The sequence below is a fragment of the Pseudomonas sp. JDS28PS106 genome, from assembly GCF_036706555.1.
Taxonomy (GTDB): Bacteria; Pseudomonadota; Gammaproteobacteria; order Pseudomonadales; family Pseudomonadaceae; genus Aquipseudomonas.
The window spans coordinates 19,524-35,776 of record NZ_JBAJGT010000006.1; the positions used below are offsets into that span (position 1 = coordinate 19,524).

17 protein-coding genes are annotated in these 16,253 nt (G+C 57.9%); 1 reads left to right on the forward strand and 16 read right to left on the reverse strand.

The window, feature by feature from the left end:
- Positions 1-18: 18 nt before the first annotated feature.
- The 16 genes from atpG to rpmH all read right to left on the reverse strand — a co-directional run bounded on the left by atpG (position 19) and on the right by rpmH (position 14,124).
- Complete coding sequence (atpG, locus tag TRP66_RS11430; RefSeq protein WP_333401783.1) at positions 19-879, reverse strand: F0F1 ATP synthase subunit gamma; 861 nt, start codon at positions 877-879, stop codon at positions 19-21.
- A gap of 50 nt (positions 880-929) precedes the next feature.
- The gene (atpA, locus tag TRP66_RS11435) at positions 930-2,474 is read right to left on the reverse strand and encodes a F0F1 ATP synthase subunit alpha (RefSeq protein ID WP_333401784.1); all 1,545 of its coding nucleotides are present in this window, start codon (positions 2,472-2,474) and stop codon (positions 930-932) included.
- Between the two features lie 21 nt (positions 2,475-2,495).
- Positions 2,496-3,032 carry a F0F1 ATP synthase subunit delta gene (locus TRP66_RS11440; RefSeq protein WP_333401785.1) on the reverse strand — a complete coding sequence of 179 codons (537 nt, stop codon included), beginning with the start codon at positions 3,030-3,032 and terminating at the stop codon, positions 2,496-2,498.
- A gap of 12 nt (positions 3,033-3,044) precedes the next feature.
- On the reverse strand, positions 3,045-3,515 hold the full coding sequence (locus tag TRP66_RS11445; RefSeq protein ID WP_333401786.1) for a F0F1 ATP synthase subunit B: 471 nt from the start codon (positions 3,513-3,515) through the stop codon (positions 3,045-3,047).
- 57 nt (positions 3,516-3,572) lie between these two features.
- Entirely contained in the window at positions 3,573-3,830 is a 258-nt protein-coding gene (gene atpE / locus TRP66_RS11450) for a F0F1 ATP synthase subunit C (RefSeq protein ID WP_002555987.1), read from the reverse strand.
- A gap of 149 nt (positions 3,831-3,979) precedes the next feature.
- Positions 3,980-4,849: a F0F1 ATP synthase subunit A gene (gene atpB, locus TRP66_RS11455; protein WP_333401787.1), complete on the reverse strand. Its 870-nt coding sequence runs from the start codon at positions 4,847-4,849 to the stop codon at positions 3,980-3,982.
- A 16-nt stretch (positions 4,850-4,865) separates the two neighbouring features.
- Positions 4,866-5,273: a F0F1 ATP synthase subunit I gene (locus tag TRP66_RS11460; protein ID WP_333401788.1), complete on the reverse strand. Its 408-nt coding sequence runs from the start codon at positions 5,271-5,273 to the stop codon at positions 4,866-4,868.
- A gap of 146 nt (positions 5,274-5,419) precedes the next feature.
- Entirely contained in the window at positions 5,420-6,292 is an 873-nt protein-coding gene (locus tag TRP66_RS11465; RefSeq protein ID WP_333401789.1) for a ParB/RepB/Spo0J family partition protein, read from the reverse strand.
- Positions 6,293-6,301: 9 nt separating this feature from the next.
- Complete coding sequence (locus TRP66_RS11470; protein WP_333401790.1) at positions 6,302-7,093, reverse strand: ParA family protein; 792 nt, start codon at positions 7,091-7,093, stop codon at positions 6,302-6,304.
- Between the two features lie 18 nt (positions 7,094-7,111).
- Positions 7,112-7,756 (reverse strand): 16S rRNA (guanine(527)-N(7))-methyltransferase RsmG, encoded by a 645-nt coding sequence (rsmG, locus tag TRP66_RS11475; protein ID WP_333401791.1) that lies wholly within the window; start codon positions 7,754-7,756, stop codon positions 7,112-7,114.
- Positions 7,753-9,645 carry a tRNA uridine-5-carboxymethylaminomethyl(34) synthesis enzyme MnmG gene (gene mnmG / locus TRP66_RS11480; RefSeq protein ID WP_333401792.1) on the reverse strand — a complete coding sequence of 631 codons (1,893 nt, stop codon included), beginning with the start codon at positions 9,643-9,645 and terminating at the stop codon, positions 7,753-7,755. The genes rsmG and mnmG overlap by 4 nt, the downstream gene beginning before the upstream one ends.
- A gap of 563 nt (positions 9,646-10,208) precedes the next feature.
- Positions 10,209-11,579: a tRNA uridine-5-carboxymethylaminomethyl(34) synthesis GTPase MnmE gene (gene mnmE / locus TRP66_RS11485; RefSeq protein ID WP_333401793.1), complete on the reverse strand. Its 1,371-nt coding sequence runs from the start codon at positions 11,577-11,579 to the stop codon at positions 10,209-10,211.
- A 78-nt stretch (positions 11,580-11,657) separates the two neighbouring features.
- The gene (yidC, locus tag TRP66_RS11490) at positions 11,658-13,331 is read right to left on the reverse strand and encodes a membrane protein insertase YidC (protein ID WP_333401794.1); all 1,674 of its coding nucleotides are present in this window, start codon (positions 13,329-13,331) and stop codon (positions 11,658-11,660) included.
- Positions 13,332-13,333: 2 nt separating this feature from the next.
- Positions 13,334-13,579 (reverse strand): membrane protein insertion efficiency factor YidD, encoded by a 246-nt coding sequence (yidD, locus tag TRP66_RS11495; protein WP_333401795.1) that lies wholly within the window; start codon positions 13,577-13,579, stop codon positions 13,334-13,336.
- On the reverse strand, positions 13,572-13,973 hold the full coding sequence (gene rnpA, locus TRP66_RS11500) for a ribonuclease P protein component (RefSeq protein WP_333401796.1): 402 nt from the start codon (positions 13,971-13,973) through the stop codon (positions 13,572-13,574). Before rnpA ends, yidD begins: the two co-directional genes overlap by 8 nt.
- Before the next feature lie 16 nt (positions 13,974-13,989).
- The gene (gene rpmH / locus TRP66_RS11505; protein ID WP_002551315.1) at positions 13,990-14,124 is read right to left on the reverse strand and encodes a 50S ribosomal protein L34; all 135 of its coding nucleotides are present in this window, start codon (positions 14,122-14,124) and stop codon (positions 13,990-13,992) included.
- 581 nt (positions 14,125-14,705) lie between these two features.
- Between rpmH and dnaA the strand changes: the two genes are divergently transcribed.
- Positions 14,706-16,244 (forward strand): chromosomal replication initiator protein DnaA, encoded by a 1,539-nt coding sequence (gene dnaA, locus TRP66_RS11510; RefSeq protein ID WP_333401797.1) that lies wholly within the window; start codon positions 14,706-14,708, stop codon positions 16,242-16,244.
- The last annotated feature ends 9 nt before the right edge of the window (positions 16,245-16,253 follow it).

Genomic DNA, 16,253 nt, shown 5'->3' on the forward strand with positions numbered 1-16,253 from the left:
CTCTGAATATTTGAACCGTTAAACCGCGGCAGCGCCGCCGACGATTTCCGAGATCTCTTGGGTGATCGCTGCCTGACGCGCCTTGTTGTAGATCAGCTGCAAATCGCTGATCAGATCACCGGCGTTGTCGGTGGCGTTTTTCATTGCGATCATCCGCGCTGCTTGTTCAGCTGCGTTGTTCTCGACCACCGCCTGGTAGACCTGCGATTCCACGTAGCGAACCATCAGGCCGTCTAGCAGCTCTTTGGCGTCGGGTTCGTAGAGGTAGTCCCAGTGGTGCTTGAGTTCCTGATCCGGGGTTGCCACCAGCGGAATCAGTTGCTCCACCGTTGGCTGCTGGGTCATGGTGTTGATGAACTTGTTGGACACCACGGACAGGCGGTCAATCCGGCCATCCAGGTAGGCATCCAGCATCACCTTGACGCTGCCGATCAGGTCATTGATCGACGGCTCTTCGCCCAGGTGGCTGATCGCAGCGACGACGTTACCGCCGAAGTTGCGGAAAAAGGCCGCACCTTTGCTGCCGACCACGCACAGATCGATCTCTACGCCGTTTTCACGGTTTACGGCCATGTCCTTGACCAACGCCTTGAACAGGTTGGTGTTCAGACCACCGCACAAACCACGGTCACTGCTCACTACGACATAACCGACGCGCTTTACTTCGCGATCGATCATGAACGGGTGACGGTATTCCGGGTTGGCGTTGGCGAGATGACCAATCACCTGGCGGATGCGCTCCGCGTAAGGACGGCTAGCAGCCATGCGGGACTGAGCCTTGCGCATTTTGCTGACCGCCACTTTTTCCATGGCGCTGGTGATCTTTTGCGTGCTTTTGATGCTCGCAATCTTGCTGCGAATCTCTTTTGCGCCTGCCATGTAACACCTATCAGGTTAGCAAGCGGGAACCTCGCGGTTCCCGCTGCGGCTTACCAGGTTTGGGTGGCCTTGAACTTCTCGATACCAGCCTTCAGGCCAGAGTCGATTTCGTCATTGAAGTCACCCTTCACGTTGATCTTCGCCATCAGGTCGGCGTGATCGCGGTTGAAGTAAGCAATCAGAGCCTGCTCGAAGCTGCCGATTTTCGGAATCTCGACGTCAGCCAGGAAGCCACGTTCAGCGGCGTACAGGGACAGCGACATATCCGCGATAGACATCGGCGCGTATTGCTTCTGCTTCATCAGCTCGGTAACGCGCTGACCATGCTCAAGCTGCTTGCGGGTAGCCTCGTCCAGGTCAGATGCGAACTGGGCGAATGCCGCCAGTTCACGGTACTGAGCCAGTGCGGTACGGATACCACCGGACAGCTTCTTGATGATCTTGGTCTGAGCGGCGCCACCTACACGGGATACCGAAACACCGGCGTTCACTGCCGGACGGATGCCGGAGTTGAACATGGCCGATTCCAGGAAGATCTGACCGTCGGTGATGGAAATCACGTTGGTCGGAACGAACGCGGAAACGTCGCCAGCCTGGGTTTCGATGATCGGCAGTGCAGTCAGGGAACCGGTCTTGCCAGTCACTGCGCCATTGGTGAACTTCTCTACGTACTCCTCGGAAACACGCGATGCGCGCTCCAGCAGACGGGAGTGGAGGTAGAAAACGTCACCTGGGTAAGCTTCACGGCCTGGTGGACGGCGCAGCAGCAGGGAGATCTGGCGATAAGCCACAGCCTGCTTGGACAGATCGTCATAAACGATCAGCGCGTCTTCACCGCGGTCGCGGAAGTATTCGCCCATGGTGCAGCCCGAGTACGGCGCGAGGAATTGCAGCGCGGCGGATTCGGAAGCACTTGCGGCAACGATGATGGTGTTGGCCAGTGCACCGTTTTCTTCGAGCTTGCGCACGACGTTGGCGATGGTCGACTGTTTCTGACCAACAGCCACGTAGACGCAGAAGATACCGCTGTCTTTCTGGTTGATGATCGCGTCGATGGCCATCGCGGTTTTACCGATCTGGCGGTCACCGATGATCAGCTCACGCTGGCCACGGCCGACTGGGATCATGGCGTCGACCGCCTTGTAGCCGGTCTGCACAGGCTGGTCGACCGACTTACGCCAGATCACGCCCGGTGCGACTTTCTCGACAGCGTCGGTGATGACGTTGTTCAGAGGGCCTTTGCCGTCAACTGGGTTACCCAGGGCATCGACTACGCGACCCAGCAGTTCCGGACCGACCGGAACTTCGAGGATGCGACCGGTGCACTTGGCACTCATGCCTTCAGCCAGAGTGGTGTAGGAGCCCAGTACAACGGCACCGACGGAGTCTTGCTCAAGGTTCAGCGCCATACCATAGACGCCGTCCGGGAACTCGATCATTTCGCCGTACATGACGTCGGCGAGACCGTGAATCCGCACGATACCGTCAGACACGCTGACGACAGTGCCTTCGTTACGGGCTTGAGAGGTTACATCGAGCTTCTCGATGCGACCCTTGATGATTTCACTTATTTCGGAAGGATTGAGTTGCTGCATTGCTCTGCTGCCCCTTCAAACTCAAGATTTCAATGCTTCGGCTAGTTGCGAGATCTTCCCGCGAACTGAGCCATCGATAACCAGGTCGCCGGCGCGGATCACGACACCACCGATCAGGGTGGGGTCCTCCGCAGCGTGCAGGCGCACTTCCCGGCCGAGCCGTGCACTGAGAACCTTGGCGAGTTTGTCTTGCTGTTCTTGGTTCAATGCGAAAGCACTGGTGACATCCACGTCGACCGATTTTTCCTGCTCGGCCTTGTACAGGTCGAACAGTTCGGCGATCTCCGGCAAGAGCGGGAGACGATCGTTTTCAGCAACGACCTGGATGAAATTCTGTGCCTTGGCATCGAACTTGTCGCCACACACTTCAATGAAAGCGGTGGCCTTTTGTGCGCTCGTCAGTCGCGGGGCCTTGAGCATGCGCTGCATGGTGTCGTCTTGCGACACCGCAGCAGCCAGGCCGAGCATGGCTGACCAATTGGCCAGTTGCTGGTGGGCCTGCGCGTGCTCGAAGGCCGCCTTAGCGTAAGGTCGGGCCAACGTGGTCAGTTCTGCCATGATCGCCCTCGCTTAAATTTCAGCTGCCAGTTTATTAACCAGCTCCGCGTGCGCGTTTTGATCGATTGTGGCACCCAGGATCTTCTCGGCACCGTTGACCGCCAGGCTGCCCAGCTGGGCGCGCAGCGCGTCTTTGACGCCGTTCAGTTCCTGCTCGATCTCGGCCTGAGCCTGAGCTTTCACACGGTCAGCTTCGACGCGAGCCTGTTCACGGGCTTCGTCGACGATCTGCGCACCGCGCTTCTTCGCCTGCTCAATGATTTCGGCTGCCTGAGCTTTAGCTTCGCGCAGTTGCTGACCCACTTTGTCTTGGGCCAGCTCCAGGTCGCGAGCTGCTCGGCTGGCAGCGTCCAGTCCATCCGCGATCTTCTTCTGACGTTCGTGCAAAGCCGCGATGACCGGAGGCCACACGAACTTCATGCAGAACAGCACAAAAATGAAGAACGCAACGGACTGGCCAATCAGGGTTGCATTAATGTTCACGCCAACACCTCGCTCGTTCGTTGTCCATCACACCAATCAACTCGAATACTCGAGAGATTAGCCAGCGAGTTGACCAACGAAGGGGTTCGCAAAGGTGAAGAACAGAGCGATACCAACACCGATCATGGTTACGGCGTCGAGCAGGCCCGCAACGATGAACATCTTGACTTGCAGCATTGGAACCATCTCTGGCTGGCGAGCAGCGCCTTCCAGGAACTTGCCGCCCAACAGGCCGAAACCGATTGCGGTACCCAGTGCGCCCAGGCCGATCAACAGTGCAACAGCGATAGCGGTTAGACCAACTACAGTTTCCATCTTTCCTCCCGACTTTTACGTCGTATTGGTTAGGTTTTTTAATTGAAACGGTGAAACAGAATCGTTTGTAGCTAAGCCCTTGCGGTCTCCCGCTTGCGGCTCCCTCTCACCGGAGCGAGAGGGTCATCAGATAAGCCCGCGGGCTGATCTCAATGGTTATCTTCGTGAGCCATCGACAGGTAGACGATGGTCAGCATCATGAAGATGAACGCTTGCAGGGTGATGATCAGGATGTGGAATACCGCCCACGCCCACTGAAGAACCACACCCAGGCCGCTCAGCCAGAGCAGACCGCTGCCGAACATCACGGCAATCAGGATGAATACGAGTTCGCCGGCGTACATGTTGCCGAACAGTCGCAGCGCCAGGGAGATAGGCTTGGCGACCAGGGTCACGAACTCGAGCAGGAAGTTCACAGGGATCAGCAGCACCTGAACCAGCATGTTCTTGCTGCTGAAAGGATGCAGGGTCAGTTCGCCGATGAAGCCGCCGATGCCCTTGACCTTGATGCTGTAGAAAATGATCAGCGCGAATACCGAAAGCGCCATGCCCAGCGTGGCGTTAGGGTCGGTGGTCGACACTGCGCGGAACGGAATGTGCTCGTCGCCCGAGAACAGGATGGCCAGCTGCGGAATCCAGTCGACCGGTACCAGGTCGATGGCGTTCATCAGGAATACCCAGACGAAGATGGTCAGTGCCAGCGGCGCGATCACGGCGCTGCGGCCATGGAAGCTGTCCTTGACGCTGCCGTCGACGAACTCGACCAGAACCTCGACGAAGTTCTGCAGTGCTCCCGGCTGGCCGGAAGTGGCTTTTTTCGCCGCCATGCGGAAAAGCAGGACGAAGATCAGGCCCAGGGCCACGGACCAGCCGAGCGTATCGACGTGGAAAGCCCAGAAGCCCATTTCCTTCGCTTCCGCCGCGGTGTGGGCGAAGCCCCAATCACCGTTCGGCATCTGACCGAATGTGAGGTTCTGCAAGTGGTGCTGGATATAGCCCGAAGCTGTCTGCTCTGCCATGGTTGCCTCAAACGCCCTAAGGTCTCGAAAGTCTTGTTCTCGTAAGCAGGGGGGCGAACCAGTTGACCACCTGGATCAACATGAACACACCGAAAACCGCCAGTGGTGCCAGCGGCTTGACGCCTGCAAACGTCAGTGCGAACAGCACTGCCGTAAAAATAAGTTTGCCTGCCTCGCCGGCATAAAAAGACCGGACGATGGCTTGTGCCGCCCTGGCCCCGGAATACCGGAATGCCTTATGAGCGAAATACAGATTGGGCAGCCACGCTATCAGGCCTCCGCAGAGCCCCGAATACCCCTCAACGCCGCCCCGCCACTGCCATAGCGCCAGAGAAGCCAGTACCAGAACGATCAATTGAGCCAGCAGTACCGGAAAGACCGCGAGTCGATGGAACGGCAAGCGGTCTGGCATGCGTGATTCCATTACGACTGCTCCTTTCCTGTCGGTCGCCATAATCTTTAACTTGGCATAATTTGTGCCGACAAAATGCGCGCAGAGTATAGGGGCGGTTAACTCCCTATTCAACTGTAAGGAAGTGTTTTCCGACTACACGCTACGCGCCAATTGTTTCAGCGGATGTGGGCAAGCACTCCCTGCAACTCGTCCAGCGAGTTGTAACGAATGACTAACTGGCCTTTCCCTTTCTGACCATGCCTGATCTGGACCGCTGAGCCCAGACGCTCCGCCAGCCGCTGTTCGAGGCGGCTGATGTCGGGATCAGCCTTGACGGGCTCGGCAGCCGCGGGCTTGCCGCTCAACCACTGCCTGACCAGTGCCTCGGTCTGGCGCACGGTCAGTCCGCGTGCGACAACATGACGCGCCCCTTCGACCTGCTGATCTTCGGCAAGACCGAGCAGGGCACGGGCATGACCCATTTCCAGATCGCCGTGGGACAGCATCGTCTTGATGACTTCCGGCAAGGCGATCAGGCGCAACAGGTTCGCCACGCTGACCCGGGACTTGCCGACGGCATCGGCCACTTGCTGCTGAGTCAGCTGGAACTCATGCTGCAGGCGCTGCAGTGCCAGTGCTTCCTCGATCGGATTGAGGTCTTCGCGCTGGATGTTTTCGATCAGCGCCATGGCGATGGCCGCTTCGTCCGGAACATCCCGGACCATCGCCGGAATGGTTTCGACGCCCGCCTGCTGACTCGCGCGCCAGCGCCGCTCGCCGGCGATGATTTCAAAGCGGTTGTCGCCGATCGGACGGATCACGATCGGCTGCATGACGCCCTGGGTCTTGATCGACTGCGCCAGCTCTTCCAGCGCCTGAGGATCCATGTCCCGGCGCGGCTGATACTTGCCTCGCTGAATCACGTCCAGCGGCACGTGCTGCAATTCGCGCTTGTCGGCCTTGACGGCCTGCTCTTCCAGCGAACTGACGGTTGGACTGCTCAGAAGCGCGTCCAACCCACGTCCGAGACCTCGTTTCTTGACGGCCATGGGATTTCCTTAGGTGGGCTGAGCGGCTTTGGAGCTGCGACGTTGACGGCGGACCAGTTCACTGGCCAGGGCCAGGTAAGCCTGTGCGCCTCGGGAAGACTTGTCATACGCGAGCACCGGCATGCCAAAGCTAGGCGCTTCCGCCAGACGGATGTTGCGTGGAATCACGGTGTCGTACAGCTGGTCGCCGAAATGTTCCTTGAGCTGCGCGGATACATCGTTGATCAGGCTCAGACGCGGATCGTACATCGTGCGCAGCAGCCCTTCGATCTTCAGCTGTGGATTGAGCAGCTCACCGATACGCTTGATGTTATCCACAAGGTCGCTGAGTCCTTCGAGCGCGAAGTACTCGCACTGCATGGGGATGATGACCCCATCGGACGCAACCAGGGCATTGAGCGTCAGCATCGACAGCGACGGCGGGCAGTCGATGAGAATGAAATCGTAGTTTTCCCGGATCGGCGCCAGCGCGTTGCGCAGACGGCTCTCCTTCATCTGCATTTCCAGCAGCACCACTTCGCCCGCCGTCAGATCACGGTTGGCCGGCAGCAGTTGATAACCGCCGTGTTCGGAAAACTGCATCGCCTGAGCCAGGTCGCACTCGCCGATCAGCAGGTCGTAGACGGAGTTTTCCAGGTTGTGTTTATCCACACCACTGCCCATCGTCGCATTCCCCTGAGGGTCGAGATCGATCAGCAGTACACGTCGCTTGGTCGCCACGAGGGACGCTGCGAGGTTGATGCATGTGGTGGTCTTGCCTACACCACCTTTCTGGTTCGCTATCGCGAATACCTTAGCCATTCTTGCTTGTGTTCCCAATCATGCCGTGCGGCGCAGTATCAGCAGATGACGTTGGCCTTGGCAACCTGGAACGGCCAAGGCTTGTGCGCTATCGAGACGAAAATCCGCCGGCAATGCTACCAGTTCATCGGCAGGATGCAGCCCCTTCATTGCAAGCCAGCGCGTTTCAGTGTTGCCCATGTGCCGGGTCCAGTTGCTGAAATCTTCCAGACTGCTGAAAGCACGCGAAATGATTCCGGTGAACGGCTGAGCAGGCTGGTACGCCTCTGCACGACTGTGGATAACTTCCAGGTTATCCAGCTTCAGCTCCAGTTTGACCTGTGTCTGGAAGCGGGTTTTCTTGCCATTGCTGTCCAGCAGGGAGATTTTCATCTCTGGAAACATGATAGCCAGAGGAATACCGGGCATTCCGCCTCCGCTGCCTACATCCAGCCAGCGCTCGCCATCGATGAATGGCACTACGCTCAGACTGTCGAGCAGATGGCGGGAAACCATTTCATCAGGGTTTCGCACCGCGGTCAGGTTGTACGCCTTGTTCCACTTTATCAACAAGGCCAGATAATCGAGCAGCTGCGCGTGCTGCCGCTCGCTCAAATCCACGCCCAGCGCCTGGGCACCAGTGGATAACTCGGCTGCATGTTGCGGGGTGACCATAGAACTCAAGCGCTTTGCTCCAACTGACGGCCCGCGCCGCGTTTTTTCAGGTGAATCATCAACAGGGAAATGGCTGCTGGCGTCACGCCAGGAATACGAGATGCCTGACCGAGCGTCTCCGGCCGAGTTATCCCCAGCTTGCCTTGAATTTCCTTGGACAGCCCGGAAATGGCGGCGTAGTCGATATCCGTCGGCAGACGAGTGTCTTCGCTTGCGCGCAAGCGGGCGATTTCGTCCTGTTGCCGCTCGATGTACCCGGCGTACTTGGCCTTGATCTCCACCTGTTCGGCGACCTGAGGGTCATCGCAGCCCTGACCGGTGATCGACACCAGATTCGCATAGTCGATTTCCGGCCGGGTCAACAGATTCAGCAGGTTGTACTCGTGAGTCAGCGGCGTGCCGAAATGCTCTGCAATCGCGTCGCCTTGTTGAGTGCCTGGACGTATCCAGGTGCTTTTCATGCGTTGCTCTTCACGCTCGATGTTTTCCCGCTTGGCGCAGAAGGCAGCCCAGCGAACATCATCAACCAGGCCCAGTTCGCGACCTTTTTCGGTCAGGCGCAGATCGGCATTGTCTTCGCGCAGGATCAGGCGGTACTCAGCGCGTGACGTGAACATACGGTACGGCTCTTGAGTACCCAGGGTAATCAGATCGTCCACCAGCACCCCGATGTAGGCCTCATCACGACGCGGGCACCAGCTTTCCTTGCCCTGCGCGCGCAGTGCCGCATTGGTCCCTGCGAGGAGCCCCTGGGCACCGGCCTCTTCGTAGCCGGTCGTTCCATTGATCTGCCCGGCGAAAAACAGGCCGCCGATGACTTTGGTCTCCAGGCTGTACTTGAGATCGCGCGGGTCGAAGTAATCGTATTCGATGGCATAGCCGGGACGAACGATATGTGCGTTTTCCATGCCGCGAATCGAGCGAACGATCTGCAACTGCACATCGAACGGCAAGGACGTCGAGATTCCGTTGGGATACAGCTCGTGCGTGGTCAGGCCTTCGGGTTCGATGAACACTTGGTGGCTGGCCTTGTCCGCGAAGCGGTGAATCTTGTCCTCGATGGAAGGACAGTAACGCGGCCCGATGCCCTCGATCACGCCGGAATACATGGGTGAGCGATCAAGATTGGACGCGATGATCTCGTGGGTGCGTTCGTTGGTGTGGGTAATCCAGCAACTCACCTGCTTGGGATGCTGTTCTTTCGAGCCCAGGAACGACATGACCGGAATCGGGGTGTCGCCTGGCTGCTCGGTCATTACCGAGAAATCCACGGAACGGCCATCGATGCGCGGCGGCGTACCGGTTTTCAGGCGCCCTACCCGAAGCGGCAGTTCACGCAGGCGATGAGCCAGCGAAACCGAAGGCGGGTCACCTGCGCGACCACCCGAATAATTCTGCATGCCAATGTGGATAAGACCGCCCAGGAAGGTACCGGTGGTCAGAACCACGGAGTCGGCCATGAAACGCAGGCCCATCTGAGTGACCACACCGCGGACCTGATCCTGCTCGACAATCACGTCATCGCAGGATTGCTGGAATATCCACAGGTTCGGCTGGTTTTCCAGGGCCTCTCTGATTGCTGCCTTGTAGAGACTACGGTCAGCCTGTGCCCGGGTCGCTCGTACCGCCGGACCTTTGCGGCTGTTCAATACGCGGAATTGAATTCCGCCCTTATCGGTGGCCATCGCCATCGCTCCACCGAGCGCGTCGATTTCCTTTACCAGATGGCTCTTACCGATACCGCCAATGGCGGGGTTGCAACTCATGTGGCCGAGGGTGTCCACGTTATGCGTCAGCAGCAGGGTTTTCACACCCATGCGCGCGGACGCCAGTGCAGCCTCGGTACCGGCATGACCGCCACCGATGACGATCACTTCAAAACGGGAAGGGAAATCCACCACGCACCTCGTGCCTGTTGTCGATGGGAAATTGGGATAGCTGACAAGTATAGGGACTTCCCCTACCTGAATGAAACCCGTTGCACAAAATTTAACCAGCTGTGGAAAAGCGGTCGGACAAAGAAAATAAAAAAGAAAGAAATTTTATAAAACCTTGTTTTTATGTTTATTCTTACAGGACAGCCTATCTGTGGATAGATCTCTGAAAGCCTTTGTTTTCAATATGTACAGAGATTTTGAACCCTGTGGTCATGTGGCACGGAGCGCTCTGGATAACGGATTTTAGCCTGTGGATTAAGTGACGACTTATTCACAGGGCGGTTTGTATTCAGGTTTCAAGGTGGGTTATCAACCGAGCAGATTCGAGGTTATGCACAGGGCACAGGCGCGGAGAAGAAAGGAAGGCTTTGGGCTTTTCACGAAATCGAAATGACGAGAAATGGCGATCGGAGAAGCCGCTTATGAACAGCGCTTCGGGAAGTGGTACGTATGGAGGTGTGGATAACAGCTGGGGCGGGAAGAGCGGGCGGTTAGCTTCAACCGCCCGTCGGGAGGGGTGTCAGTTACTTGCCAATACAGAAGCTCGAGAAGATGCGACCCAGCAGGTCGTCCGAACTGAATGCGCCGGTAATTTCTCCCAGCGAGTGCTGGGCCAGGCGCAGGTCTTCGGCGAGCAGCTCTCCGGCGCCCGCCAGAGTCAGCTGTTCACGACCATGCTCCAGAGCGCGGCTAGCCTGACGTAACGCTTCAAGGTGCCGGCGACGGGCGCTGAAGCTACTCTCGGCCGTTTGCTCATAACCCATGCACGCCTTCAAATGGTCGCGCAGAAGGTCCAGTCCCTGACCAGCATCCTTGGCGCTGAGACTGATTGTGACATGACCATCGGCACTGCTTTCCAGCGCGACGGGATCTCCGCTCAGATCTGCCTTGTTGCGTATCAAGGTCACTCTGGCCGGATCCGGGCGCTGCTCGAGAAATTCCGGCCACAGGGCAAAAGGATCCACAGCTTCGGGAGCGGTCGCATCGACGACGAGCAGAATGCGATCCGCTTCTCCGATGGCCTTGAGCGCGCGCTGGACGCCGATCATCTCGACCTGATCGTCCGTGTCCCGGAGCCCTGCGGTATCAACGACGTGCAGCGGCATACCGTCGATGTGGATATGTTCGCGCAACACGTCGCGAGTAGTGCCCGCGATTTCGGTCACGATGGCCGCTTCGCGCCCCGCCAGCGCATTGAGCAGGCTGGACTTGCCGGCATTTGGCCGCCCGGCAATCACTACAGTCATCCCGTCGCGCAAAAGCGCGCCCTGCCCGGCTTCGCGCAGTACTGTGGATAAATCGTCTCGTACGGCATCCAGCATGCGCAGCACATGGCCGTCCGCCAGAAAGTCGATCTCTTCCTCCGGGAAATCGATGGCGGCTTCCACATAGATGCGCAGACTGATCAGCGCTTCCGTGAGGTTATCCACACGTCTGGAAAATGCGCCTTGCAGCGAACGCAAGGCATTGCGCGCTGCCTGGGCCGAACTGGCTTCGATCAGATCGGCGATCGCCTCGGCTTGCGCAAGGTCCAGCTTGTCATTGAGAAACGCGCGCTCGCTGAACTCTCCAGGACGCGCCGGGCGGCTCCCCAGCTCGACGCATCGTTGCAGCAGCATATCCAGCACGACCGGCCCGCCGTGTCCCTGCAGTTCCAGCACATCCTCACCGGTAAAGGAGTTCGGTCCGGGGAAATACAGGGCGATCCCCTCGTCGATCACAGCATCGGTTTCATCCTTGAACGGACCGTAGTGAGCGAAGCGAGGCCTGGGCTGATGACCCAGAACCGCTTGGGCGATTTCGCCGGCCATAGGGCCGGATACCCGGACGATACCGACACCGCCCCGGCCTTGGGCAGTGGCAACCGCGACGATGGTTTCACGAGGGACGTTCATGGTTCGACTCCTGGAAAACTGACAGATAGCAAAACGCCCCACGAGGGGGCGCTTTGTCGAACGTGTTCACAGCGTAGATCAGGCTGCGGCTTTCTTGGCCGCCGACTCGATTCTGCGAGTGATGTAGGCCTGCTGCGCAATGGACAGGGTGTTGTTCACAACCCAGTACAGAACCAGACCTGCAGGGAACCACAGGAAGAAGAAGGTGAAGATGATTGGCATCATTTTCATGACCTTCGCCTGCATCGGATCCGGAGGAGCCGGGTTCAGACGCTGCTGGATGAACATGGTCGCGCCCATGATGATCGGCAGGATGAAGAAAGGGTCCTTGATCGACAGGTCAGTGATCCACAGGATCCACGGCGCCTGACGCATTTCGACGCTTTCCAGCAGTACCCAGTACAGGGACAGGAAGACCGGCATTTGCACGAGGATCGGCAGACAGCCGCCCAGCGGGTTGATCTTCTCTTTCTTGTACAGCTCCATCATCGCCTGGGACATCTTCTGACGATCATCGCCATGCTGCTCTTTCAGGGCTGCAAGCTTTGGAGCCACCGCACGCATCCGGGCCATCGACTTGTAGCTGGCCGCGGAAAGCGGGAAAAACAGACCTTTGATCAACATGGTCAGGATGATGATCGACCAGCCCCAGTTACCCAGGATGGCGTGGATATGCTGCAGCAACCAGAAGATAGGCTGGGCGATGAACCACAGGATGCCGTAGTCGACTGTCAGCTCCAGACCTGGGGATAACTCCTTGAGCACCGCCTGGCTTTTCGGGCCTGCATACAGAGTTGCGGTAGTCTGGCCGGTAGTGCCAGGCGCCACGGCCAGGGTCGGGCTGGTGAAGCCGATGATGTAGTTGCCCTGGCTGTCCTTGCGAGTCTGGACCGCGTTACTGGCGTTGTGATCCGGAATCCACGCGGTCACGAAGTAGTGCTGCAGCCAGGCAACCCAGCCGCCCTGTACGGTTTCGCGAATCTGACCCTTGTCGATGTCTTTCATCGACACTTTCTTGTACGGCTCGGCCGCTGTCCACATGGCCGCGCCAAGATAAGTGGCGGTCCCTGTAGCGGTAGTCGACGAAGGATCGGAGCTGGCATCGCGCTTCAGCTGAGCGAACAGGTTGCCTGCCCAGGGCTGGCCGCTCTGGTTATCCACAAGATAGGTCACTACCAGGTCGTACAGACCGCGCTTGAACGTGAAGCGCTTGGTGTAGTTGACACCGTTCTCGGAGAACTTGAGGTCGATGACCAGCTCATTCTGGCCGTCAGCCAGTTGATAAGTTTTCTGCTCGGTCGAATAAAGCGGACGACCCGCGGGACGTGCATCAGGCCCGTTGGTGCCGGTCAGGCCGCTTTGGGCCAGAAAAGTCCGCTCGCCGCCATTGTCGAACAGCTGAAACGGAACGTCCGGGCGATCCTGACGACGTGGATAAAGCGGAAGACGCAGTTGCACTACGTCGCCACCTACCGGATCGATCGCGAGATCGAGCACGTCGGTCTTGACCTTGATCAGATCCTTGCTTGCCACGACTGGAGTTTCCAGCGGCGCTGCATTGTTGGCGGTAGCGCTGGGAACATCGGCGCTCGGAGCAGCGGCGGCTGTGTCCGGAATTGCCGGTGCGGCTGGCGTCGCTGCAACATTCTGGGTCGGCATGGCAGCCTGGCCGTAGTCTTGGTTCCATTTCAGAACCCCGACGTAGGTCACGATTGCAAGGGCGACGATCAGGATCGTGCGTTTAATATCCATGATTACTCGGCCATCGAAGAAGAACGGGAGGTGGAAACAGGTGGAACAGGGTCGTAACCGCCGGAATTCCACGGATGACAGCGACCTAGGCGACGAAGTGTCAGCCAGCCGCCGCGCAAAAGGCCATGACTATCGATGGCTTCATACGCATAGCAGGAGCAGGAGGGATAAAAACGACAGTGACTGGCCATCAGCGGGCTAATGGCATAGCGATAAAACTGGATCGGAACGAGTGCCAGTTTACGCATCTGGACTGTCTACTCCCGCAGTTTCGGACGGTGCTTGCGAAGTGGGTCGGCTGCGCGCCAGACGTTTCCAGAGCTTGCCGAAATGCTGAATCAGTTCAGGGTTTTCTACGTCACCCAAGCCTTTACGCGCGACGATCACGATATCCCAGCCCACCAGATTGTCCTGGTGCAGACGAAAGGATTCGCGCATGAGGCGCTTCAGGCGGTTGCGCTCAACGGAAAGCTTCACGCTCTTTTTACCTATCACCAGCCCAAGGCGGGGGTGAGGCAGGTCGTTGTTGCGCGCAAGGAGCAGGAGATTCTTCCCCGGAACCTTGCCGGTTGGGGAGTCAAAGACCGCCTTGAAATGCCGGGGAGTCAGCAAACGCTTTTCCCGACTGAAGTCTCGACTCACCACCAGTGCCGATTAATCAAACTGCCAGACGCTTACGGCCTTTGGCGCGACGACGCGAAAGGACTGCACGGCCGTTCTTGGTGGCCATGCGAGCACGGAAACCGTGAGTGCGGGCGCGCTTGATAGTGCTGGGTTGGAAAGTACGTTTCATGGCGTGTTACCTGGTTCGTCCACTACGGGCCGGAATGGCCCCCGTTTTAAGAGACCGGGGATTCTAGAGAAAGCAAGCGAGCAGGTCAATTTCCAACCAGCTTTTCCTTCATCTCCTTTCTATAAGGACCTGGACAGCCTCGGGCCGAGGACCACACCGGTTCCTGTCAGCTACAGAAATAAAAAGAAGGGAATATTTAAAGCTTTTTTGTAAAGCTTATTAAGATTAGGGTTCGGCTTGTCTGTGGATAACACAACCAAACCATTGTTTTACAAAGCTTTAATGAATTTTTAACTCTGTCGAGAAGCGGTGCTGCGGCTGTGCGGCAGCATCGGAAAACCTGTGGAAGCCTTGAGGATTTATCCACAGGGAGGTTATCCACAGATTTCGGGTCCGGGTTATTCAGTGGGCTGAAGCCAACTTATCCACATAGCTCAAGTTGTCCTCGTTTTCCTTTGCAGGTGATGCCATATCCGGCACTCGCGATAGACAGACGCAAAGCTTCATGTGGATAAGTCGGCATCGGATCGTTACAATGGCGGTTGTTTTGGCCTATCCGGCTTTCAACTCAGGGGATATCCGTGTCAGTGGAACTTTGGCAGCAGTGCGTGGAGCTTTTGCGCGAGGAGCTGCCTGCCCAGCAATTCAACACTTGGATCCGACCATTGCAGGTAGAAGCCGAAGGCGATGAGCTGCGTGTCTACGCGCCAAATCGGTTCGTGCTTGACTGGGTCAATGAAAAGTATCTAGGGCGTCTGCTCGAGCTGTTGGGCGAGCATGGTCAGGGGATGGCGCCCGCCCTTTCCTTATTAATAGGAAGCAAGCGCAGCTCAGCGCCCCGCGCTGCTCCCAACGCTCCGCTTGCCGCAGCCGCGTCGCAGGCACTGGCTGCCAGCGCGGCGCACACCGCCGCCCCGGCTCCGGCCCAGGTTGCAGCGCCCGCCCCTGCGCCTGCCGCCCCGACGTCAGCCGTTCGTCTTTCCGACACAGAGGCCGAACCATCGCGCGACAGTTTCGATCCGATGGCTGGTGCCAGCGCTCAACAGGCGCCCGTTCGCGCCGAGCAGCGTACTGTGCAGGTAGAAGGTGCGCTCAAGCACACCAGCTATCTGAACCGCACGTTCACCTTCGAGAATTTCGTGGAAGGTAAGTCCAACCAGCTGGCCCGGGCTGCGGCCTGGCAGGTGGCGGACAACCCCAAGCATGGTTACAACCCGCTTTTTCTATACGGCGGCGTGGGTCTGGGTAAAACCCACTTGATGCATGCTGTGGGTAACCATCTGCTAAAGAAGAATCCGAACGCCAAAGTGGTCTACCTGCATTCCGAGCGTTTTGTGGCCGACATGGTCAAGGCATTGCAGTTGAACGCAATCAATGAGTTCAAACGCTTCTACCGGTCGGTCGACGCCCTGCTCATCGACGACATTCAGTTCTTCGCTCGCAAGGAACGTTCCCAAGAAGAGTTTTTCCACACCTTCAACGCATTGCTCGAAGGTGGCCAGCAGGTGATTCTCACCAGCGACCGCTATCCGAAAGAGATCGAAGGGCTGGAAGAGCGTCTCAAGTCTCGATTCGGTTGGGGACTCACCGTCGCGGTGGAGCCTCCGGAGCTTGAAACCCGGGTGGCAATCCTCATGAAGAAGGCGGATCAGGCCAAGGTCGATCTGCCGCATGACGCCGCTTTTTTCATCGCCCAGCGTATCCGCTCCAATGTCCGAGAACTCGAAGGTGCGCTCAAGCGTGTCATTGCTCACTCTCACTTCATGGGCCGCGACATCACGATCGAACTCATTCGTGAGTCGCTGAAAGATTTGCTCGCGTTGCAGGACAAGCTGGTGAGCGTGGATAACATTCAGCGGACCGTGGCCGAGTATTACAAGATCAAGATCTCCGATCTGCTGTCCAAGCGTCGTTCCCGTTCAGTCGCGCGGCCGCGCCAGGTTGCGATGGCTCTGTCAAAGGAGCTGACCAATCACAGTCTGCCGGAGATTGGCGATGTGTTCGGTGGCCGTGATCACACGACCGTTCTGCACGCCTGCCGCAAGATCAACGAACTCAAGGAATCCGACGCGGACATCCGTGAGGATTACAAGAACCTGCTGCGAACTCTGACTACGTGATGAAGCCAG